This window comes from Noviherbaspirillum sp. (assembly GCF_036563305.1).
Lineage (GTDB): Bacteria > Pseudomonadota > Gammaproteobacteria > Burkholderiales > Burkholderiaceae_D > Noviherbaspirillum.
This window is the reverse complement of sequence record NZ_DATCMQ010000004.1, coordinates 257170-278718: the sequence shown is the minus strand read 5'-3', so window position 1 is coordinate 278718 and position 21549 is coordinate 257170. Positions and strand designations below refer to the sequence as shown.

Here is a 21549-nt window from a genome sequence, read left to right as displayed (position 1 = left end):
CACATCGCCGCGGCCGGTTGACCAGGGCCGGGAGCGATGACCGAACCGAGAAGAACCAAGGAGACAGCCATGTCCAACATCTGCGAGACCGGCCTCGACCGCAACGCCGCCAACTACGCGCCGCTATCCCCGCTCGGCTTCATCGAACGCGCCGCCGCCGTCTATCCGGAGCGCACCGCCATCGTGCATGGCGCGCTGCGTCGCACCTGGGCGCAGACTTACGCCCGCTGCCGCCGCCTTGCTTCCGCGCTTGCCGCCAACGGCGTGCGCACCGGCGACACCGTGGCCGTGATGCTGCCGAATACGCCGCCGATGGTCGAGGCCCATTTCGGCGTGCCGATGGCCGGCGCGGTGCTGAACGCGCTCAACACCCGGCTCGACGCGGAATCGATTGCCTTCATGCTGGACCACGGCGAAGCCCGGGTGGTGATCGTCGACCGCGAGTTCTCCGGGGTCATGAAGAAGGCGCTGGCGCTGTCCGCGCGCAAGCCGCTGGTGATCGACGTCGACGACCCGGAGTACACCGGGCCGGGCGAGCCGGTCGGCGTGCTGGAGTACGACATGTTCCTCAGCGGCGGCAACCCGGACTACGCGTGGCAGATGCCGGCCGACGAATGGGAGGCAATTTGCCTGAACTACACCTCCGGCACCACCGGCAACCCGAAGGGCGTGGTCTATCACCATCGCGGCGCCTACCTGAATGCGATCTCGAACATTCTCGAATGGGACATGGAGAAGCACCCGGTCTACCTGTGGACACTGCCGATGTTCCACTGCAACGGCTGGTGCTTTCCGTGGACGATCGCCGCCCGTGCCGGCGTCAACGTCTGCCTGCGCAAGGTGGAAGCCGCCGCGATCCTCGGCCTGATCCGCGAGCACAAGGTCAGCCATTACTGCGGGGCGCCCATCGTCCACGGCCTGCTCCTGGCCGCGCCCGATGCGCTCAAGGCCGGCATCACGCACAAGGTCAGGGCGATGGTCGCCGGTGCCGCGCCGCCGGCGGCGATGATCGAAGGGATGGAGAAGATGGGTTTCGACATCACCCATGTCTACGGCCTGACCGAGGTCTACGGACCGGCGGCGGTATGCGTGAAGCATGCCGAGTGGGACCAGCTGGACATCGGCGAGCGCGCCCGCCTGAACGCGCGGCAGGGCGTGCGCTACCACCTGCAGCAGGACGTCGCCGTGCTCGATCCCGACACCATGCAGCCGGTGCCGCCCGATGGCGAAACCATCGGCGAGATCATGTTCCGCGGGAACATCACGATGAAGGGCTACCTGAAGAACGGGAAGGCCACTGCGGAAGCCTTCGCCGGCGGCTGGTTCCATACGGGCGACCTTGCGGTGATGCATCCCGACGGCTATGTGAAGATCAAGGACCGCAGCAAGGACATCATCATCTCCGGCGGCGAAAACATCTCGAGCATCGAGGTGGAGGACGTGCTGTACCGTCACCCGGCGATCATGTCCGCTGCCGTCGTCGCCATGCCCGACCCGAAGTGGGGCGAGACGCCATGCGCCTTCGTCGAGCTCAAGCCGGGTGCGACGGTGACGGCGGACGAGATCGTCGCGCATTGCAGGCAGCATCTCGCAGGATTCAAGGTGCCGCGGGCGGTCGTGTTCGGGGAGGTGCCGAAGACGTCTACCGGGAAGATTCAGAAGTTTGCGCTGCGCGCGCGGGTGGGGTCGGTGGAGGCGTTGAAGTAGGGGGTGGCGCGGGGCTCTGTGGGGGGATTTCTTGCTTCCTGAAGAAGTGGCGAGCAGTCGTGCTTTTCTCCGGTGCCCGGTGCTGTTGTCGCTCCGTGGGTAGTAGCCGGGGCCATTCCCGGCTAGTCCCCACGGAGTGACAGCCGCGCAGGGGCACCGAAGAGAACGAGCAGCCATCGCGGTAGGACTCGGCGTTCCCCCTTTCTTGCCTTCTACTTCGGCGAAGCATAGAAGTAGGTGGCCCACCGGGGCCAGTCCCGCCTAGTCCCCACGGAGTGACAGCCGCGCAGGGGCACCGAAGAGAACCGAGCAGCACCCCAAGCGCTTGGTCCTGAACAGGACTTGGTTCAAACAACGTCTAACTTCAGCCAAGCCCCGGCCCAACGGAGTGGAACCAGCAACGGGGGCACCCGAGCGCACAAAGCAAAGAAGCAAGTAGCCACCCCGCCGGGCGCGTCCCCGCTATTCCCCGCGCGTCACCGCCCGCAACAACCCCACCGACACCCCCGTCAGCTCCCGCAACCCCCCAACCCGCCCCTCCTCGATCGCCTGCAACACCAGCTCGTTGATCCCCCCCACCACCGCCATCGCCAGGTCGGCCGACAGTACCGGCCGCCGCCGCCGGCGCGCCGCACCGTTCACCACCTCCAGCATGAATGCCGCCAGTTCCTGGTTCACACGTCGCCGTGCCGCGAGCCCGTCCGCACCGAGCCCAAGGATCTCGACGAACAGCGTGCGCATCAGGGCCGGGTTCTGCGACAGGCAGTCGAAATAGGCGGCGAGGGCGGCCTCGGCTTGTCCTTCCCAGTCGTGCACCGGATCGATCGCCGCACGCAGCACGTCGAGCGCGCCGCGGCTGGCGGCCTCGTACAAGGCGATCAGGCAGTCGGCCTTGGTGGAGAAGTGTTCGTAGAAGGTGCGGCGGGAAACAGCCGCCTCGCGCACGATGTCGGCAATCGTGGTGTCCGGATAGCCCTTGGCCGCCACGGCGCGCGCCATCCCCTCCAGCAGGCGGTGGCGGTGCAGGGAGGTCTTGTCTTGTTCTTCGGAGGTTTGCTTCATGTCATCTCGCTGTTGGTACTTGACAGTACCATAGGAGCGCCCCAATATGGCTGGTACTACTCCGTACCAATTTCCGATGAAGGAGCACCCGATGACCGATCTCGTCGTCCGCCGCCTGCTGATCGACCTGGAAACCCCGTTCGCCCGCCACTGGTGCGGCGGCGACGCGTTCCGCACCGCCTTGTTCAACGCGCTGTCCATGAGCTTCCCGGTCGGCGAGCAGTTCTTCATCGACGCGGTGCGCAACGGCTTCAAGGCGCTGCCGGCCGAGAAGCAGGCGCAGTTCAAGGCCGAGGTGCAGGGCTTCGTCGGCCAGGAGGCGACCCACCGCCGTATCCACGCGCTGTTCAACGCGCACCTGGAGAAGCAGGGGCTGGTCAACGCCTGGGAGCCGCGCGCCCGCGAGCGCCTGAAGCTGATGGAGGGCCAGGATGCGCGCCACTGGCTGGCGATCACGGCGGCCAATGAGCACTTCACCGCAATCTTCGCGGACTGGATGTTGCGCAACCACGCATGGCTGGACGGCAGCGAGCCGCGCCTGAAGACGATGTGGCTGTGGCACAGCGCGGAGGAGTCCGAGCACAAGAGCACGGCCTTCGACCTGTATGTCGCGCTCGGCGGCGACCACGCATGGCGCATCAAGTGGTTCCGCCGCGTGACCTTCATCTTCCTGACCGATACGCTGCGGCAGACGGTGTTTAACCTGCGCCAGGACGGCACCCTCTGGAAATGGGGCACCTGGAAAAGCGCTGCCGCCTACCTGTTCGGCAAGCGCGGGCTGGTGCGCCAGACCTGGAAGCCCTGGCGCGAGTACCTGCGGCGCGACTTCCATCCGAGCCAGCAGGAAAGCGGGCTGTCCCAGCGCTGGCTGGAGGACAACGCCGGGTCGTACACCCTGGTGGGCGCGTGAATCGAACGCCGGGACAAAAAACAGAAAGGCCGCGCAAGCGGCCTTTTTTTTACGGCTGTACGGGCTGCCCGTTGCGGTCAGCCGCGTCCGAAGCGCATGCGCGAGAGCACGCTTTCGGCCTGCCCCCGGGCCTGTTGCAGCGCGCCGTGCGGAACCAGCTTGAGCAGCAGCGGCACGCCCAGCGCCAGCAGCGTGATGTCGTCGGCAATGCCGAGCAGCGCCAGCCAGTCGGGGATGAGGTCGAGCGGGCTGAACACGTAGAGGGCCGCGAGCAGCGCCAGCAGCTTCAGGTGCAGCGGGGTGGCCGGATTCCGGCAGGCGTACCACAGCACCACGATGTCGCGGCCGACCGCGCGCATGAGACGACCAAGACGTAGAAACATGACAAGCTCCCAGGCTTTTCCACTGCACATGCAGCGGGATTTAGTCTCCGTGCCGGGCGGGAAGTGCCATAGTATTTTTCAACCGCGCCGGATGTTGACCATGATCACGCCCGCCATCACCAGCGCGGCGCCGGTGACAAAACGCGGATCGAGCGGATCGCCGAGCAGCAGCACGCCGAAGCCGACGCCGAACAGGGGCGTGAGGAAGGAAAAGACCGACAGCCGCGAGGCGAGGTAGCGCCGCAGGAGCCAGAACCAGACCAGGAAGCTGAGGAAGGCGACGAACACCGACTGGAACAGCAGACTGCCCCAGACCGTCGGTGTCATCACGATGCCCTCGGCCTGGCCGAAGGCGGCCCCGACCGACAGCAGGATCAGGCCGCAGGTGCCGAGCTGGTACAGCAGCGTGGTGGCCGGCGGCGCTTCCGACAGTGCCGAGCGACGGATCAGCAGCGTGGTGGCCGCCCAGAACAGGCCGCCGAGCACACCGAGCACGTCGCCGAGCAGGACGTGCAGCCAGTCGCGCGAGGGCGTGTCGAGCCCGTTGGAAAAGGCGACGGCAATGCCGGCGAATGCCGCGGCCACGCCCGCCCACTGCATCCTGCCGAGCCGCTCGCCGGGCACCAGCCAGTGCAGCCCCAATACCGTGAACACCGGCGCCGTGTACAGGAATACCGACATGTGCGACGCCGTCGTGTACTGCAGCCCGACCGCCACCAGCAGGAACTCCATCGCGAACAGCACGCCGGCGCCGATCCCCGGCAGCAGCAGGCCGTCGCGGAACGAGAAGCGCTCGCCGCGCGCCAGCATCAGCAGGCAGACCAGCAACGCCGCGATGAACGAGCGCAGTCCGATCTGCATCACCGGCATCATGCCGTGCAGCGCGAGTTTCACCGCCACCTGCTGCATGCCCCACAGCAGGCAGAGGACCAGCATGGTGGACAGGGCGAGGGCGTCGAGCGGTTTGCGGGCGTTCATCGGTTCGGGCGGGGAGGGAAAACACCATTGTAGTGAAAGCGCGCAGCCGGTGTTGTAGGCTGGCATTTTTGCGGCGGATCACCCCTTCGCCAGAAAGGGGACGCGCGCCTGAACCAGTTGCCATGCCCCGTCTCTAAACTTGTTAGACAAACAAAGGAGTACGCTGGCATGACTGAACAAGAGGCAAGTGACGCGGTGACGATGCTGACGACGCAGCACCGCGAGATGGAAACCATGCTGAAACAGGTGGCGGAAGCCGAAGATGGCGCGAAGAAGGATCTCTACGTGCGCGCGGCCGACCAGCTGACGGTGCACATCAAGTCGGAGGAAGAAATCTTCTACCCGGCCGTGCACCGGGCACGCACCGAGGACGACCTGCTGGAGTCGCTGGAGGAACACCTGTCGCTCAAGCGCCTGCTGGCCGACCTGCTCGAACTCGATCCGACCGAGAAATCCTTCGAGGCGAAATTCAAGGTGCTCAAGGAACAGACCGAGCATCATCATCGGGAAGAAGAGGAACACTTGTTCCCGGCGGTGCTGAAGATCCTCGACGAGCCGACCCGTCGCGAGCTCGCGCAGCAGATGCTCGCGCGGCAGCAGGAGCTGACGCGGATCGGCGAACCGCGCGAAAGCGTGAGCAACGAAACCGCATCGGCAGCGCCGCTGCACTGAACCATGAAACTGCCTGCCCTGTTCCTGCTTGCGGCCTGCTGCGTGCCGGTGCACGCGCAGGTGCCGCTGCCGTCCGGTCCGGAGTCATCCGTCAAGCGCCCCGCCGAACCGGGAATGAAGACGCCCGGCGGCGGCGGCATGGCGGTGGAGCCGCCGAGCACCGGAAACGAGGAAATCGTGAAGAAGCCCGGCAATGTCGATCCAAAGATCGATGACGCGACGGGCGACATCGACCGCAAGAACCGGGAACAGTCGGAAAGCAAGGGCGGCAGCGCCGGCAAGGGCATGCGCAAGGGCAAGGAATGAGTGCGGCGTGCACCGGCGTCCCCGGGCTGAAGGTGCGCGGCGCCCGCAAGGACGCGCCGCCATAGGCGGCCCATGGGGCCGACTCCCGCGGAATCGACGCCCTGACACCCACCCGGCACTTCGCTTAGCATAGGCGCACGGCAATTGCCGCCGCCGCCAAGACCAAGGGAACCACATGAAAAAAAAGAACAACCGGGCTGCCCTGCATGCCCTCCTGCCCCTGTGCGCGATGGTCGCGCTCCCCGCCTTCGCCCAGTCGGTGCGTCCCGAGATCCTTGCGCGCCAGCTTGACCACCCCTGGGGCCTGGCCTTCATCGACGAGGGCAGGATGCTGGTGACCGAGCGGCCGGGACGCATGCGGGTGGTGGCACAGGACGGTAGCATGGGCAAGCCGCTGGAAGGCTTGCCGAAGATCGATGCGGGCGGCCAGGGCGGCCTGCTGGACGTGGTGGCCGACAGTGGATTCGCGCGCAACCGCACCGTCTATTTCTGCTTCTCCGAGCCGGCGGCGTCCGGCGGCGGCAATTCCACGGCCTTGGCCTCCGCGCGCCTGTCGGACGATGCGCGGCGTCTCGAGCAGGTGAAGGTCCTGTTCAGCCAGAAGCCGAAATTCGAAAGCGACGCGCACTTCGGCTGCCGCATCGTGGAGAGCCGGGACGGCAAGCTGTTCCTCACCCTGGGCGACCGCTTCCAGCGCATGCAGGACGCGCAGAAGCTGGACAACCACCACGGCAAGGTCATCCGCATCAACAAGGACGGCTCCGTACCGAAGGACAACCCCTTCGTCGGCCGGCGCGGCGCGCTGCCCGAGATCTGGAGCTATGGGCACCGCAATTCGCAGGGCGCCGCCCTTGGTCCCGACGGCAGCGTGTGGACCAACGAGCATGGCGCCCAGGGCGGCGACGAGGTCAACCGGCCCGAGGCCGGCAAGAACTACGGATGGCCGGTGATCAGCCATGGCGTGCACTACGGCGGCGCCAAGATCGGCGACGGCGAGGCGGAAAAGCCGGGCATGGAGCAGCCCGTGCATCACTGGACGCCGTCGATCGCACCCTCCGGCATGGCCTTCCTGCGCAGCGACCGCTACGGCAAGGAATGGCAGGGCAACCTGTTCGTCGGCGCGCTGAAATTCCGCTACCTCGACCGCATCGTCCTCAAGGACGGCAAGGTGGTGCAGGAGGAGAAGCTGCTCGAGGACCTGAAGCAGCGCATTCGCGACGTGCGGGAGGGCCCGGACGGCCTGCTGTACGTACTCACGGACGCGTCGGACGGCCAGCTGATCCGGTTGCAGCCGGCACGGTAGGGGCTGCGGCAGGGGGCTTGGCCCCCGCGCAGCCAGCCTAGTGCGGCCGCCTTTCCAGTTGCAGGTACATCCAGGCGGCGACGATGCCGAAGATCATGTGCGCCAGCAGGGTCGATCCCCCGCGCATCGCTGCGAACCACGGGAAGAACAGCGTCATCCCGTGGAAGTTGAACAGGTACAGCAGCACCCCGGCCACGGCGCCGGTCGCAAGCGTCATGCCGATGCTCGCGTCGAGATGAAATGGCGCCATGAAGGCCGCCAGGATCAGGCCGAACACGATGCCCAGCACGTAATGCGTGACCAGCGCAACCGCCACCACGACCACGTCGAAGCCGGTGCCTCCCGCTACGTCGGCGCCCATTGCGATGCCGGCGACCATGTGCGATGCGGTCCAGGTCGAGGACGCACTGTTCCCGGCCGACCACAGCAGCTCGATCACCATCAGCACCGCTCCCGCGATGAACCCGCCGATGGCGGCGGCCGCCCAGTCGGGCGAGCCCGGGATCCATTGCCGCCCGTGCAAATGCATGTCCATGGCGCCCTCCTTCGGTCAGGGGAATATCGGCAGGTTCGGCTCTTCGCCGGCAAAACGCATCCCCGGGTGCCGCGCCGCCAGCAACTTTTCTATCTCGGAGACGCGGCGCGCCGGCAGGTCCGCCAGCAGCAGGATCCGTCCCTGCTCCAGCTCGGGGTAGAAGGCGCGAAGCGGGTGTTCGGGATCGCTGCCGCCGCCAGGCTGGCGGCCCAGCCGCCGAACAGCAAGCCGCACAGCGTCGCGATGACGACGACCGCCGCCTGCATGCCGGCCTGTCCGACATCGAAGTAAAGCACGATCGCCGCGCCCAGGGCCATGCCCAGCAGGCCGCCGGCGATCATGCCGAGGCCCGCGCCGTGGATGATGTCGGTTTTCTGGAAGACGGTCGCTTCCGGCATGTCGTCCGGCATGCGCTTGCCATTGGTCATGAAGCGGATGTGCCTTGCCTCGATGCGGCTCAGCAGCAGCTCGTCCATTGCCTTGCGCGCGCTGTCGAGATCGGGGAGCAGGTAGTACACGCGGTGTCTCATGTTCGCCTCCGTCGCCGGTCGGATCGGGGCGGGTTGCGAGGGCAGGCGTGCCTGTAGGGAGCAGGGAGCAAGCGGCCTGCAGCAGGTGCCGTCCCGATGTCAGTATAGGCCGCGCGGCCGGAGAGGTAAGGGCAGGGGAGCGCCGCTTGTCTGACCTGGATCAGCAAACTGCCCGCGGCCGGACCGCAGTCCGGATGCGCGCACGGCAGCCGGCAGAACGGGAGCGACGGCCGCCGGGGAGTCCGGCAGCCGTCGTCGGCCTGTCAGTTCGCGTTATCCGTCTGCAAGCTTGCCGATGTAGGCGAGCGCCTCGTCGACCTGGTCGATCAGGATCAGGCACAGGTCGCCCTCGTTGAGCTCGGCCAGCGCGGTGTCGATGGCGACGAATTCACCGCGCACTTCCTTCACCGCCTTCGCCCGGCGCGCATTCGCCAGGCCGTCGCGCAGCAGTGCGATCACTTCGCCATCCTCGCGGCCGCGCTGGCACTGGTCTTCGTACAGGACGATGCGGTCGAACGCATCGCCGAGGATTTCGGACTGGCGGCGGATGTCGATGTCGCGGCGGTCGCCGGCGGCGCTGATCACGACCGAACGGCTGCGCGCCGGCATGCTGTCGATCGCACCGACCAGTGCCTGGATCGCATCCGGGTTGTGGCCGTAGTCGGCGATCAGGGTCGCGCCCTTGTAGGAGAAGAGGTTGAAGCGGCCGGGTGCGCTCTGCGCGTCGCTGACGAAGGTCTTCAGCGCCGCACGCACCTTGTCCCAGGGGAGGCCGAGGCCCCAGGCCGCGCCGATCGCCGCCATCACGTTCTCGACCTGGAAGCCGATGGTGCCGTTGCGCGTCAGGGGAATGTCCGCCAGTTCGAAGCGCTCGCTGTTGCGGCCCTCCGCCGCCACCACGACCCCACGGTCGACGAATACCACGCGCCGGCCCTGCGCGCGATGGGCGGTCATCACCGGATGATGGACGTCGGCGGCGAAGAACGTCACCGAACCCGGGCATACCGAAGCCATCTTGGCGACCATCGGATCGGCCGCGTTCAGTACCGCGCAGCCGGACGGCGCGACGTTCTGCACGATCACGCGCTTGACCACCGCGAGCTCGTCCACGGTGGTGATGTAGTTCAGGCCGAGATGGTCGCCGGCGCCGATGTTGGTCACCACCGCGACGTCGCAGCGATCGAAGCCCAGGCCTTCACGCAGCACGCCGCCGCGCGCGGTTTCGAATACCGCTGCGTCGACGTCGGGATGCATCAGCACGTTGCGCGCGCTGCGCGGACCGCTGCAGTCGCCGGTGTCGATGCGCTTGCCGCCGATGTAGACGCCATCGGTGCCGGTCATGCCGACCCGGTGGCCGTTGCCCGCGAGGATGTGCGCAATCAGCCGCACCGTGGTGGTCTTGCCGTTGGTGCCGGCCACCGCCACCAGCGGGATGCGTCCGTTGTCGCCTTCCGCGAACATCGAGCCGATGATCGCTTCACCGACCGGCCGGCCCTTGCCGAACGACGGCTGCAGGTGCATGCGCAGGCCGGGCGCGGCGTTGACCTCGACGATGCCGCCGCCCTGTTCCTCGAAGGGCTTGAGCACCGTCTCGCACACCGCATCCACGCCGCAGATGTCGAGGCCGACCATCTGCGCCGCCTCCACCGCGCGTGCGGCCATGTCGGGGTGCACGTCCTCGGTGACGTCGGTGGCGGTGCCGCCGGTGCTCAGGTTGGCATTGTTGCGCAGGACCACCAGCGCGCCCTTGGGCGGAACGCTGCCCGTGTCATAGCCCTGTTTGGCCAGCACCGCGCGCGCGATATCGTCGACGCGGATCTTGGTCAGGGAGGTCGCGTGGCCATCGCCGCGGCGGGGGTCCTTGTTGACTTCCTCGATGAGCTGGGCAATGGTGTGCACGCCATCGCCAATCACCTGGGGTGGCGCGCGGCGCGCGGCCGCGACCAGCTGGTTGCCAACCACCAGCAGGCGATAATCGTGGCCGCTGATGTAGCGTTCGACGATCACGTCGGGACTGATCGCGGACGCGACAGCGAATGCCGCCAGCACTTCGTCGCGGGTGCGGATATTGACCGCCACGCCCTTGCCCTGGTTGCCGTCACGCGGCTTGATCACCACCGGGCCGTCGATCTCGCAGGCAGCCTTCCAGGCGTCTTCCGGGTCGGTCACGGAACGGCCGACGGGCACCGGCACGCCGGCCGCATGCAACAGCATCTTGGTCAGTTCCTTGTCCTGCGCGATCGACTCCGCAATCGCACTGGTGCGGCTGGTCTCGGCGGCCTGGATGCGGCGCTGGCGGCTGCCCCAGCCGAACTGGACCATGCTGCCCTCGGTCAGGCGACGGTAGGGGATGCCGCGCGCCAGGGCGGCCTGCACGATGGCGCCGGTGCTCGGCCCGAGGCGGATGTCCTCGTCGAGTTCGCGCAGTTTCGCGAGTGCGGCGTCGAGGTCGAACGGCGTATCGTCGAGCGCGCTGCGGCACAGCGCCTCGGCGAGGTCGAACGCGAGGCGGCCGACGTCCTCCTCGGTGTACTCGACCACCACCTGGTAGGTGCCGGTTTCCACCGTGTGCACCGCCAGGCTGAAGGTGACCGGGCAGCCCGCCTGCGCCTGCAGGCACAGCGCTGCCGCCTCCATCGCGTGGGCGAGCGAGATCGGCACATCGACGCCGGCCGGCTCCTGGAACTTGATCTCCGGGAAGCGGCGGCGCAGGCGCTGCTCGAAGCCGGCCAGGCTGCTGATGTCACGCTCTGCCTCGGTGCAGGAGATGACTGCCTCGATCGAGGTATGGCGGCTCCACAGGTTGGGGCCGCGCAGCGCGCGGATTCGCGAAATTTCCATCTGTTGTTTCCTTGGTTTCACGGCCGCGACGCGTGCGCGGCCGGCAATTGCATCGTGGCTGGTTCTCGCTTAGCGGGCGACGTCGTAGTCGAAGGTCTCGATCGCCGCCAGGATCACGTCCTGCGCGATGCCGAGCGCACAACCGGTGCCTGCGGCGGCCAGTATGTTGTCGGCCAGGTGCGGCCGGTCCGCGAGTCCCGGCAGGGCCAGCGACGACAGGCGCGTCAGCACGGTTTCGTCGGCGCCGTCGGCGAGCACAAGTTCATCCCCGCGCAGGAACACTGCCCGTCCACCCGCGGCGCGGTGCGCGGCCAGCGGCGCGGCATCCGGCGAGCGTGCGAAGAAGATCACCGCGCCGTCGCACAGTTCGGCCATCGCGGCCACCCTCGCATCGTCCGCATTGAGCACGGCGGCGCCTTCGGGCAGCACGATGTCCACCTGGGTGCGTGCGACTTTCACCATTTCGTCGGCATCTTCGAGGTAGAGGTCCGGCAGGCTCGCGTCGTCGTCGATATTGGTGACCACGCCCACATGGCAGCGGTCGTAGGCAATGCCTTCGGTCACGATGCGACGGAAGCTGTGCTCGAACACGGCCGCCTGCACCGCGCGGTTGACCAGCACCCGGTGGCCTGCCGCCCAGGTCGCAGCGTCCTTGCCGTCCATCAGCCGCTGGTCGAGGAACAGGCCGTCGCTGCAGGCCACGGCGGTATTGTGCCCGTGCAGCTTCAGCATCAGTCCCGCCAGGCGCGCAACCAGGGTCTTGCCCCGGCTGCCGCTGACGCCGACAACGGGAATGCGGCCGTCCTCTTCATTGGGGAACAGGTGTCCGACGATCGCCTGGCCGACATTGCGCGGCTTGCCGGTGGCGGGCTTCAGGTGCATCAGCAGGCCGGGCCCGGCATTGACTTCGACGATGGCGCCGCCCTGCTCCTCCAGCGGCCGCGAGATGTCTTCCGCCACCAGGTCGACGCCGGCAATGTCCAGGCCGACGATCCGCGCGGCCAGCGAGGCCGCTGCGGCCACTTCCGGGTGCACCTCGTCGGTGCAGTCGAAGGCGACGTTGCCATGGCGCTGCACCAGTACCACCTTGCCCTTCGGCGGCACCGAGTCCGGCCCGAAGCCCTGGCGTTCCAGCACCAGCAGCACGGTGGGGTCCTCTTCATAGGTGATGCGGTTGAGCGGGAATTCCTCCAGGTCGCCGCGGCGCGGGTCGGTGTTGATCTGCGACTCGATGAGCGCGGTGATGTGGGAGACGCCGTCGCCGGTGACCGTCGCGATCTCGCCCTTCGCCGCCGCGACCAGCTTGCCGCCGACGACCAGCAGCCGGTGCTCGTTGCCGCGGATGAAGCGTTCGACGATGACGTCGCTGCCTTCCTCGTCGGCCAGCGCGTAGGCTGCCTCCACCTGCTCCCGGGTGGTCAGGTCGGTCGAGACGCCGCGGCCGTGGTTGGCGTCGGACGGCTTGACCACCACCGGGATGCCAATGTCCTGTGCCGCGTCCCATGCATCCTCCGGGCTGCTGACGACGCGCCCCTCGGGTACCGGCACGCCGCACGACTGCAGCAGGCGCTTGGTCAGGTCCTTGTCGCTGGAGATGCTTTCGGAGATGGCGCTGGTCTGGTCGGTCTCCGCGGTCCAGATGCGCCGCGAACGCGCGCCGTAGCCGAGCTGCACCAGGTTGCCCTCGTTGAGGCGCAGGGAGGGGATGCGGCGTTCGACGGCGGCGTCGACGATGTTGGCGGTGCTCGGGCCGAGGCCCACGTCCTCGGCGAGGTCGGTCAGCTGCTGCACCATCGCCACGACGTCATACGGCCGATCCTCGATGGCCGCCATCACAATGTCGCGCGCGGCCTGCAGGGCCAGACGGCTCACCGGTTCGTAGCGGGCCCGCACCACCAGCTTGTAGAGGCCGCGCTTGCTGGTGCTGCGCGCCTTGCCGAACCCGGTCTGCACGCCGGCCAGGTTCTGCAGTTCGATCATCACGTGTTCCATGATGTGGGCCGGCCAGGTGCCTTCGCGCAGCCGCTGCAGGAAGCCGCCGCGCTCGCCGACGCCGCAGTGGTGCTCTTCCAGGCCGGGCAGCCAGGCGGTGAGGCGTTCATAGAAACCCGGGATGGTATTGGAGGGCGAATCCTCGAGATCGCCAATGTCGACCCAGGCCTCGATGGCGGGGCGGTAGGTCCAGATGTTCGGACCGCGCAGGGACATCACATTGATGATCTCAATGGTTTTGTTGTTCATTTAATACGAGAGGCTGAAGGAAAAGGGCCGTTCGGCGTTCTGCTTTCTCGGGCCGTGCTCGGAAATAACGCTTTTCGCGGACGCAGGTTTACGTAACGGGGGAAAAAATTATCGTGCACAATGGGACACCGGCAAATAACATTATCGCCGCTCGGTAAACTTGCCGCCACACCCGCGCGTTTCTTTAGCGTTTACCTGTACTGCCCATCAACACAATTTACATTCTGCAAACGCGAACGTGCGTCTGCCTCCCTCTTGAACCTCGATGAACACTGATTTTCCCGCCGTGCCGGCGTCCCGGCATGCCGTTCCTGCGCGCTGGCAGCACGATGTGCAGGCGCGCCTCGCCGCCGATGAACTGGCCCTCGCCGCGGTCGAGCTCGACCTCGACCGCGCGCTGCGCTTCGGCGCCGGCGTCGCCGTCGTCACCGACCGCCGCCTGCTGGTCAGGGCGCCCGGTGGCGACGCCTGGCAGGAATGGCCGTACCACGCCGACCTGCGTCTCGGCCATCACGACCATGCCGGTGTCGGCACGCTGGAGCTGCTCGACGCACAGGCACGGCTGGCCCGCTGGCGCTACACCCTCGGCCACAATCCGGACGCGCTGCGCCTGATCGAGCACTTCAACCGGCAGCGCGACGCCGCCGTCAGCGGCCAGCCCTGGCAGGAGCCCGAGCAGGCGCTCTGCCCGAGCTGCAAGGCGCCGATGCCGGACGACCAGGAGGACTGCCCGGTCTGCACGCGGGAGATTCACACCCCGCCTTCGACCTGGACCCTGTTCCGGTTGTGGCGCTTTGCGCGGCCGTACAAGGGCCAGCTGCTGGCCGGCTTCCTGCTGACGCTGGCCTCGACCGCGGCGACCATGGTGCCGCCCTACCTGTCGATGCCGCTGATGGACAACGTGCTGATCCCGTATCAGAACGGCCAGCAGATCGACAAGGGGCTGGTCGCACTTTACCTGTCGGGGCTGTTTGGCGCGGCGCTGCTGGCCTGGGTGCTCGGCTGGGCGCGCACCTACATCCTGGCCCTGGTGTCGGAGCGGATCGGCGCCGACCTGCGCACCACCACCTTCGAACATCTGCTGCGTCTGTCGCTGGAATACTTCGGCGGGCGCCGCACCGGCGACCTGATGGCGCGCATCGGCTCGGAGACCGACCGCATCTGCGTGTTCCTGTCGCTGCACCTGCTCGACTTCGCCACCGACGTGCTGATGATCACGATGACCGCGATCATCCTGTTCTCGATCAATCCCTGGCTGGCGCTGGTGACGCTGCTGCCGCTGCCGGTGATCGCCTGGATGATCCATGCGGTACGGGACCGCCTGCGGCACGGCTTCGAGAAGATCGACCGCGTCTGGGGCGAGGTCACCAACGTGCTCGCCGACACCATTCCCGGCATCCGCGTCGTGAAGGCCTTCGCCCAGGAGAAGCGGGAGGCGGCGCGCTTCCGCGAGGCCAACCGCCACAACCTGGTGATCAACGACCGCGTCAACAAGGTATGGTCGCTGTTCTCGCCCACCGTCACCTTCCTGACCGAGATCGGGCTGCTGGTGGTGTGGGCGGTCGGCATCTGGCAGGTGTCGAAAGGCGACATCACGGTCGGCGTGCTGACCGCCTTCCTCGCGTACATCGGCCGCTTCTATACCCGTCTCGACTCGATGAGCCGGATCGTCTCGGTGACGCAGAAGGCCGCCGCCGGCGCCAAGCGCATCTTCGACATTCTCGACCACGTGTCCAGCGTGCCGGAGACGCAGAGGCCGGTGCATCTGCCGACGATTGAAGGCCGCATCGACATCCGCGGCATCGGTTTCCGCTACGGCAACCGCGCCGTGCTGCGCAACGTCGACCTGTCGATACGACCGGGAGAAATGATCGGCCTGGTCGGCCACAGCGGCTCGGGCAAGAGCACGCTGGTCAACCTGATCTGCCGCTTCTACGATGTCTCGGACGGCGCCATCCTGGTGGATGGCGTCGACATCCGCTCGCTGCCGGTGGCGGAATACCGCCGCCACATCGGGCTGGTGCTGCAGGAACCGTTCCTGTTCTTCGGCACCATCGCCGACAACATCGCCTACGGCAAGCCGAACGCCACGCGCGAGGAGATCATCGCCGCTGCCCGCGCGGCCAATGCCCACGAGTTCATCCTGCGCCTGCCGCACGGCTACGACTCGATGGTCGGCGAGCGCGGCCAGACCCTGTCCGGCGGCGAGCGCCAGCGCATCTCGATCGCCCGGGCGCTGCTGATCGATCCGCAGCTGCTGATCCTCGACGAAGCCACCTCCTCGGTCGACACCACGACCGAAAAGGAGATCCAGAAGGCACTCGACAACCTGGTGCGCGGCCGCACCACCATCGCCATCGCCCACCGCCTGTCCACCCTGCGCCAGGCCGACCGCCTGGTGGTGCTGGACAAGGGCCAGATCGTCGAGGTCGGCAAGCACGAGGAGCTGCTGGCCCGCGGCGGCCACTACTTCCGCCTGTACCAGGCGCAACAGCGGCAGGCGGAGAACGATGCGCTTGCCGCACTGGAGGAGGACCCGGCATGAATGGTTTCACCCTGACCCGCGATGCATTCGGCAAGCTGGTGCTGACCGATGCCGCCGGCACGCATGAAGGCGTGGTGCCGGTGCGCGCGTTTCCGATCGCCGCGCCCGAGGAGGGGATTTCGCTGGTGGATGCCGATGGCCATGAGCTGGCCTGGGTCGATCGCCTGGCGGACCTGCCCGCACCGGTCCGCGCGCTGGTCGAGGAAGAGCTGAAGAACCGCGAGTTCCTGCCCGAGATCCACCGCATCCGCAGCGTCTCCACCTTTGCGGTGCCGAGTTCCTGGGAGGTCGATACGGACCGTGGCCGGGCCGTCCTGGTGCTGAAGGGCGAGGAAGATATCCGGCGCGTGGCGGAAGCCACGCTGCTGATCGCCGACACCCACGGCGTGCAATACCTGATCCGCGACACCCAGGCGCTGGACCCGGGCAGTCGCAAGATCCTCGACCGCTTCCTCTAGCCGGGCGCGTTCAGCCCTGCTTCACCTCGGCCGCGACGAGCAGGCTGCACCGCACCTTGTCGGCCAGCAGGGAGTCGGTGGAGCCGCGCCACCAGCGCAGCGCAAAAGGCTTCTGGCGCGAATGGCCGACGATGACCAGTTCGCAGCCGAGGCGGCCGGACAAGTCGGCGATCACGTTGACCGGTTCGCCCACTTCGAGATGGGTGCTGACGCTCAGCCCGGCATCGGACAACATCTTGCGCCCGGCTTCCAGGACCTGCGACATGGCGTCGCGCTCGGCCTGTTCCTCGTCCACCGTAGGCACCGCCGCCACGAACTCGCCCGCCAGCACGATGGGCACCGGCGTGACGACCGCCAGCAGATGGATCTGCGCTGCCGGTCCGGGAGCGAGCCGGATGCATTCCTGCAGGGCGACGCGGCTTTCGGGGGTGCCGTTATAGGCCACCAGAATGTTGCGATACATGCTTGCCTCCTAGACGGGAACGGTAACGGGAACCCGGGATCGACGGGAACGGCTGCATGATAGCCTGTGTTGCGCGTCCTGCAATTTCTTTTTCGCAAACTTCTGCGGGTGCCTTCAGCGCTTCTCCGCCAGCAGCCTTTCTATCTCGGCGACCAGCCTGGCGTCGTCCGGTGCGACCCGGCTGCCGTAGGCGCCCACCACCTTGCCCCGACGGTCCACCAGGTATTTGTGGAAGTTCCAGCGCGGCGCGCTCCCGGTCTGTCGCGCCAGTTCCGTGTACAGCGGGTTGGCTTCCTTGCCGGCGACGGTGCTCTTGGCGAACATCGGGAACTTGACGCCGTAGGTGTTGAAGCAGAAGTCCGCGATCTGCTTGCTGTCGCCCGGCTCCTGGTTGCCGAAGTCGTTCGAGGGAAAGCCGAGCACGGTCAGCCCGCGCGGCTGGTATCTCGCATGCAGCGCCTCCAGCCCTTCGTACTGGCTGGTGAAGCCGCAGTAGCTGGCGGTATTGACGACCAGGAGCACGCGTCCGGCGTACTGGCAAAGATCCTGGGGCGCCTCGTCCTGCAGGCGCTTGAACTTCTGGTTCAGCAGCGAAGGACAGGCATCCTGGGCCTGGACGCGCGAGGCAGCCGGCAACAGGACGGAGGCGAGCGAGAAGGCAAGCGCGAGACGGATGGCGGAGCGGCGCATGGCGGGGTATGGGAACAGTGGAGGTCGCTTCATTCTATGCAATGGGCTGCCTTCCCGCCAGTTGCGCCTGCCGTCCTGCAGGCGACCGGGCCGCGTGCTATCGTGCCCCAATCGTCCTGCCTGCCGGAGTCCGCCATGTCATCCAACTATCTGTCCGCATCGGTGCGGATCGCCCGCCCCCTGATCGCGCTTTCGATGCTCGGCGCCCTGGCCGCATGCGCCAGCTTCAAGACCGCCGAGAACACGCCTCGCCGGGAAACCGTGTACGCGGTCACCGCCTCCAACCAGCTGGTCAGCTTCAATGCGGGCCAGCCGAAAAAGCTGCTTACGCAGGCCCGCCTCAGTGGCCTCGAGGCAGGGGACGCCGTGGCCGGCATCGATTTCCGGGTCGCGCGCGGCAAGCTCTATCTCGTCACCCGCAGCGCCCGCGTGTACCTGGTGGATCCCGCGACCGGCAGGGCGAGCCAGGTCGGCAGCGGTACGCCCGGGGCCCCATTGCCCGGCACCGATTTCGGCATCGACTTCAATCCCACCGTCGATCGCATCCGCGTCGTCAGCAATGCCGGCGCCAACCTGCGGCTGCATCCGGACACGGGAGCGATGGTCGACGGTGACCTGGCCGCGCCAGGCGTGCAGGGCGACGGCAAGCTGGCCTACGCCGCCGGCGACCCGAACGCGGGCCAGACGCCGGCGCTGGTGGCCGCCGCCTACACCTACAACAAGCAGGACGAGAAGCTCACCACCAACTTTGCCATCGATGCCGCCCGCGGCACCCTGGTGACCCAGGGATCGCGCGAAGGGGCGACGCCGGTGGTGTCGCCGAACACCGGGCAGTTGTACACGGTAGGCAAGCTCGAGGTGCCACCGTTCCAGCGCGCCTCGTTCGACATCGCGGACGTGTCCGGCGCAGCCTATGCGGCGACGGTCGGCACCGGCGGCACGCTGTGGTACCAGGTCGACCTGTCGACCGGCAAGGCGGCACTGCTTGGCACCATCGGCAACGGCGAACCGGTGACGGGGATCGCGATCGAGCCCTGAGACGCGCCGCGGCAACGGGGCGGCTTGCCGGCGCCTGCATTTAATGCTCAAATGCAATAATATGCCTGTCGAGCGGACGGACGCCGCGGTCAAAGGAAACGGAATGCTGAAAGTCGTCGTCATCGATGCCAACGCGATCTCGCGGAATCTGCTCACATCCGTCCTGGACAGCGGCGGGTTCGAGGTCGTCGGCGGCGCGAACACCAGCTCGGCCGGCATGACGAACATGGTGAAGCTGCAGCCGCAACTGGTCTGCATCGACATCGGCAATCCCGATGACGAAGGCTTCGAAAAACTCGCATGGATCCATGCCCAGTTGCCGAAGGCCCTGCTGTTCCTGGTCTCCGGCAAGCTCGACGCGACCGCCGTCCAGAAGGCGCTGGACCTGGGAGTCCAGGGTTTCGTCGTCAAGCCTTTCAACGGCGGCACCGTACTGGCCACCATTCGCAACGCCGTCATCAAGATCGCCAGGCAGCACCGCCAGGTGTCGGCCGCGGGCGAGGCGGCGCCTTCCTGATCGGACATTCGGCGTTGACGGCTGTGAGACGCCGTATCCGTCGATACGATGTCCTTCGGAAAATCCCTACCTTCAGCGAGCCCGTCGCGAGGCCGTTGGAGGACGTTTCTCCTCTTCCTCCTTTGAATTCGTTACCACCTGCAACATTTCCTTACAGCTAAAGTTGTAGGAAAAATCCGAAGCACTGGATGTGTTCACCGACACTGCATTTCATCCATACGCTGATTTCGCGCAATTGGTCAAATCGACATAATTCAAACCACTGATTGCCCAGTCGCAAAGAGTTCTTGCGATGAACCGAAATCCCACAATTATCGAAAACAAGGTGAACACAATGCTGACTTCGCAACTCTCCGATCTCCGTTCCGGTTCGATGTCCCTGGCCACCCCGTCCCCGGCCGGCGCAGCATGGCAACGACAGGCAAAACTCTGGTCCAACCTGAAGGAAGTGTGCGACCTGCTCCGCATCCAGGCGCGTGTCCAGAACGACGACTACCAGTTCCAGCACATGCAGTTCAAGGCAGGTCAGCGTATCCACACCATCGGCCAGCCGTTCGACATGCTGTACATCGTGAACTCCGGCTTCCTGAAGACCGTGATGATCGACGAGCTCGGCAATGAACAGGTCCTCGGCTTCCCGATGAAGGGCGACATGTTCGGCATCGACGGCATCCACCGCAAGCAGTACTCCACCGAGACCGTTGCCCTGACCAACTGCGACGTGATCCTGGTGCCGTTCAAGATCTTCTCCGGCCTCGGCCGCACCAACGCCGAACTCGAAGCGGCCATCTATGCCGTGATGAGCCGCGAACTGGTGCGCGAACAGGCAATGATCAGCACCCTCGGCTCGCTGAGCGCCGAAGCGCGCGTTGCCCGCTTCCTGGTGTTCCTCTCCGAGCGCTTCACCGACATGGGCTACTCCGGCACCCAGTTCAACCTGCGCATGACCCGTCAGGAAATCGGCAACTACCTGGGCCTGACGCTGGAGACCGTGAGCCGCACCTTCTCGGCGTTCAACGCGATCGGCCTGATCTCGGTAGACCAGCGCGCAATCGTGGTGCACGACCTGCAGTCGCTGCGCACCCTGCGTCGCCTGCCGCCGTCCCGCGTGCGCGCCAAGAATGCAGACGCCGCCAAGAAGCGCGCAGCCAACGAAGCGGCCGCTGCAGCCGCCGCCGCCGCGACCGCAGCCGTCGCCGCTCCCGCCGCCTGATTCAGCCGGCGTGCCCCGCGGGGCGCGCCGTCCCGATGACCTTCCCAGTGCCCGCCAATGCGGGCGCTTTTACTTTTGCCGGGTCCATCGCCAGGGCCGGGGTTTTCGCACGCAGCGCCTCCTCCTGCAGCGGGCAGTTGCCGCCCCGGATCTGCATCGCGGGATGATCGGCCAGCATCTCGGCCACCCACTCGACGAAGACACGCACCTTGGCCGAGAGATGGCGGTTCTGCGGATACAGCACGTGCAGCGGCAGCGGGTCCACGCACCAGTCTTCCAGCACCAGCTCCAGCTGCCCCGACTGCAGGTAGGGGCACAGGTTGGCGGCAGCCATCTGCGCCACGCCGAGACCGGCCAGCGCCGCGCCCATGTAGGCATCCGAGTCGTTGACCGCGAGCCGTCCCGGCACCTTGATCCTGACGCGCTCGTCGCCGCGGGCGAAATCCCACTCGATGATCTTGCCGCTCTTGGCCGAGAAATAGTTGACGCACTGATGGTTGAGCAGATCGTTGGGATGCGTGGGGCGGCCGTGCAGCGCCAGATAGGACGGGGCTGCGCAAGTGACGAAATGGACCGAGGCGACGCGGCGCGCGATCAGCGAGGAGTCGGCAAGATCTCCCCCGCGCACCACGCAGTCCACGCCTTCCTCGATCAGGTCTACCGGGCGGTCGCTGCAGCCGAGCTCGACCTGGATGTCCGGATAGCGCCGCAGGAAATCGGGCAGGGCCGGCATCATCAGGTGACGGCCGAGGCCGGTTGGCACGTCCACGCGCAGGCGACCGCTCGGACTCGCGCGCGTCCGCGACAGCGTCTCCTCGGCCTCGCGCACGTCGGAGAGGATCGCCAGGCAGCGCTCGTAATAGGCGGCGCCGTCGGCGGTCAGGCTGATGCGGCGGGTGGTGCGGTTGAGCAGCTTCACCGCAAGCGAGGCTTCCAGGCCGCTGATCAGGGTCGACACGGTTGCCTTCGGCAGCTTCATGTTGTCCGCCGCGCGGGTGAATCCGCCCGCATCCACCACCTGCACGAACACTTCCATCGCATGCAACTTGTCCATTTCCCGCCTCGCTTCTTTTGATTGTTCAGCTTCTTGAACAGTAAATTCGGGTTATTGCTGTTTATTCACATTCTAGAACAAAGCTATAGTGCGACGCATCATC

Annotated in this window: 20 protein-coding genes; 10 read left to right on the top strand and 10 right to left on the bottom strand. The window is 66.7% G+C overall.

Annotated features, from left to right (window positions below):
- The first annotated feature begins 69 nt into the window (after positions 1-69).
- The gene (locus tag VIM12_RS02235) at positions 70-1707 is read left to right on the top strand and encodes an acyl-CoA synthetase (protein ID WP_331939977.1); all 1638 of its coding nucleotides are present in this window, start codon (positions 70-72) and stop codon (positions 1705-1707) included.
- Positions 1708-2169: 462 nt separating this feature from the next.
- On the opposite strand, the gene VIM12_RS02230 is transcribed toward VIM12_RS02235, so the two are convergent.
- Entirely contained in the window at positions 2170-2769 is a 600-nt protein-coding gene (locus tag VIM12_RS02230; protein WP_331939976.1) for a TetR/AcrR family transcriptional regulator, read from the bottom strand.
- A 91-nt stretch (positions 2770-2860) separates the two neighbouring features.
- Here VIM12_RS02230 and VIM12_RS02225 point away from each other — a divergent pair, with 91 nt between their 5' ends.
- Positions 2861-3679: a metal-dependent hydrolase gene (locus VIM12_RS02225; protein ID WP_331939975.1), complete on the top strand. Its 819-nt coding sequence runs from the start codon at positions 2861-2863 to the stop codon at positions 3677-3679.
- 77 nt (positions 3680-3756) lie between these two features.
- Here the strand turns inward: VIM12_RS02225 and VIM12_RS02220 are convergent, their stop codons facing one another.
- Both VIM12_RS02220 and VIM12_RS02215 read right to left on the bottom strand, forming a co-directional pair.
- A complete protein-coding gene (locus VIM12_RS02220; protein WP_331939974.1) occupies positions 3757-4062 on the bottom strand; it encodes a YkvA family protein in 306 nt (101 codons plus the stop codon).
- 78 nt (positions 4063-4140) lie between these two features.
- Positions 4141-5040: a DMT family transporter gene (locus tag VIM12_RS02215; RefSeq protein ID WP_331939973.1), complete on the bottom strand. Its 900-nt coding sequence runs from the start codon at positions 5038-5040 to the stop codon at positions 4141-4143.
- Between the two features lie 168 nt (positions 5041-5208).
- On the opposite strand from VIM12_RS02215, the gene VIM12_RS02210 reads away from it, so the two are divergent.
- From VIM12_RS02210 to VIM12_RS02200, 3 genes are all read left to right on the top strand, one after another.
- On the top strand, positions 5209-5712 hold the full coding sequence (locus VIM12_RS02210; RefSeq protein WP_331939972.1) for a hemerythrin domain-containing protein: 504 nt from the start codon (positions 5209-5211) through the stop codon (positions 5710-5712).
- Between the two features lie 3 nt (positions 5713-5715).
- Positions 5716-6018, top strand: a complete 303-nt coding sequence (locus tag VIM12_RS02205; RefSeq protein ID WP_331939971.1) for a hypothetical protein — start codon at positions 5716-5718, stop codon at positions 6016-6018.
- Between the two features lie 229 nt (positions 6019-6247).
- The gene (locus tag VIM12_RS02200; protein ID WP_331940097.1) at positions 6248-7321 is read left to right on the top strand and encodes a PQQ-dependent sugar dehydrogenase; all 1074 of its coding nucleotides are present in this window, start codon (positions 6248-6250) and stop codon (positions 7319-7321) included.
- A 37-nt stretch (positions 7322-7358) separates the two neighbouring features.
- Here VIM12_RS02200 and VIM12_RS02195 read toward each other — a convergent pair whose 3' ends face one another.
- The 4 genes from VIM12_RS02195 to cphA (VIM12_RS02180) all read right to left on the bottom strand — a co-directional run bounded on the left by VIM12_RS02195 (position 7359) and on the right by cphA (VIM12_RS02180) (position 13468).
- On the bottom strand, positions 7359-7856 hold the full coding sequence (locus tag VIM12_RS02195; protein ID WP_331939970.1) for a hypothetical protein: 498 nt from the start codon (positions 7854-7856) through the stop codon (positions 7359-7361).
- A gap of 89 nt (positions 7857-7945) precedes the next feature.
- Positions 7946-8386 carry a DUF1269 domain-containing protein gene (locus VIM12_RS02190; protein ID WP_331939969.1) on the bottom strand — a complete coding sequence of 147 codons (441 nt, stop codon included), beginning with the start codon at positions 8384-8386 and terminating at the stop codon, positions 7946-7948.
- 273 nt (positions 8387-8659) lie between these two features.
- Entirely contained in the window at positions 8660-11227 is a 2568-nt protein-coding gene (gene cphA / locus VIM12_RS02185) for a cyanophycin synthetase (RefSeq protein WP_331939968.1), read from the bottom strand.
- Between the two features lie 69 nt (positions 11228-11296).
- On the bottom strand, positions 11297-13468 hold the full coding sequence (gene cphA, locus VIM12_RS02180) for a cyanophycin synthetase (protein ID WP_331939967.1): 2172 nt from the start codon (positions 13466-13468) through the stop codon (positions 11297-11299).
- Positions 13469-13733: 265 nt separating this feature from the next.
- Between cphA (VIM12_RS02180) and VIM12_RS02175 the strand changes: the two genes are divergently transcribed.
- Positions 13734-16013, top strand: coding sequence for an ABC transporter ATP-binding protein (locus VIM12_RS02175; protein WP_331939966.1), 2280 nt, complete (start codon positions 13734-13736; stop codon positions 16011-16013).
- Positions 16010-16471 carry a DUF1854 domain-containing protein gene (locus VIM12_RS02170; protein ID WP_331939965.1) on the top strand — a complete coding sequence of 154 codons (462 nt, stop codon included), beginning with the start codon at positions 16010-16012 and terminating at the stop codon, positions 16469-16471. Before VIM12_RS02175 ends, VIM12_RS02170 begins: the two co-directional genes overlap by 4 nt.
- A gap of 10 nt (positions 16472-16481) precedes the next feature.
- Here the strand turns inward: VIM12_RS02170 and VIM12_RS02165 are convergent, their stop codons facing one another.
- Together VIM12_RS02165 and VIM12_RS02160 are read right to left on the bottom strand one after the other, a co-directional pair.
- A complete protein-coding gene (locus VIM12_RS02165) occupies positions 16482-16934 on the bottom strand; it encodes a universal stress protein (RefSeq protein WP_331939964.1) in 453 nt (150 codons plus the stop codon).
- A gap of 114 nt (positions 16935-17048) precedes the next feature.
- Positions 17049-17657, bottom strand: coding sequence for a glutathione peroxidase (locus tag VIM12_RS02160; protein ID WP_331939963.1), 609 nt, complete (start codon positions 17655-17657; stop codon positions 17049-17051).
- Between the two features lie 102 nt (positions 17658-17759).
- On the opposite strand from VIM12_RS02160, the gene VIM12_RS02155 reads away from it, so the two are divergent.
- The 3 genes from VIM12_RS02155 to VIM12_RS02145 all read left to right on the top strand — a co-directional run bounded on the left by VIM12_RS02155 (position 17760) and on the right by VIM12_RS02145 (position 20392).
- Positions 17760-18662 carry a DUF4394 domain-containing protein gene (locus tag VIM12_RS02155; RefSeq protein WP_331939962.1) on the top strand — a complete coding sequence of 301 codons (903 nt, stop codon included), beginning with the start codon at positions 17760-17762 and terminating at the stop codon, positions 18660-18662.
- A 103-nt stretch (positions 18663-18765) separates the two neighbouring features.
- Entirely contained in the window at positions 18766-19179 is a 414-nt protein-coding gene (locus VIM12_RS02150) for an ANTAR domain-containing response regulator (RefSeq protein ID WP_331939961.1), read from the top strand.
- Between the two features lie 334 nt (positions 19180-19513).
- Positions 19514-20392, top strand: a complete 879-nt coding sequence (locus VIM12_RS02145) for a Crp/Fnr family transcriptional regulator (protein ID WP_331939960.1) — start codon at positions 19514-19516, stop codon at positions 20390-20392.
- Position 20393: 1 nt separating this feature from the next.
- Here VIM12_RS02145 and VIM12_RS02140 read toward each other — a convergent pair whose 3' ends face one another.
- On the bottom strand, positions 20394-21446 hold the full coding sequence (locus tag VIM12_RS02140; protein ID WP_331939959.1) for a LysR family transcriptional regulator: 1053 nt from the start codon (positions 21444-21446) through the stop codon (positions 20394-20396).
- Positions 21447-21549 lie beyond the last annotated feature (103 nt).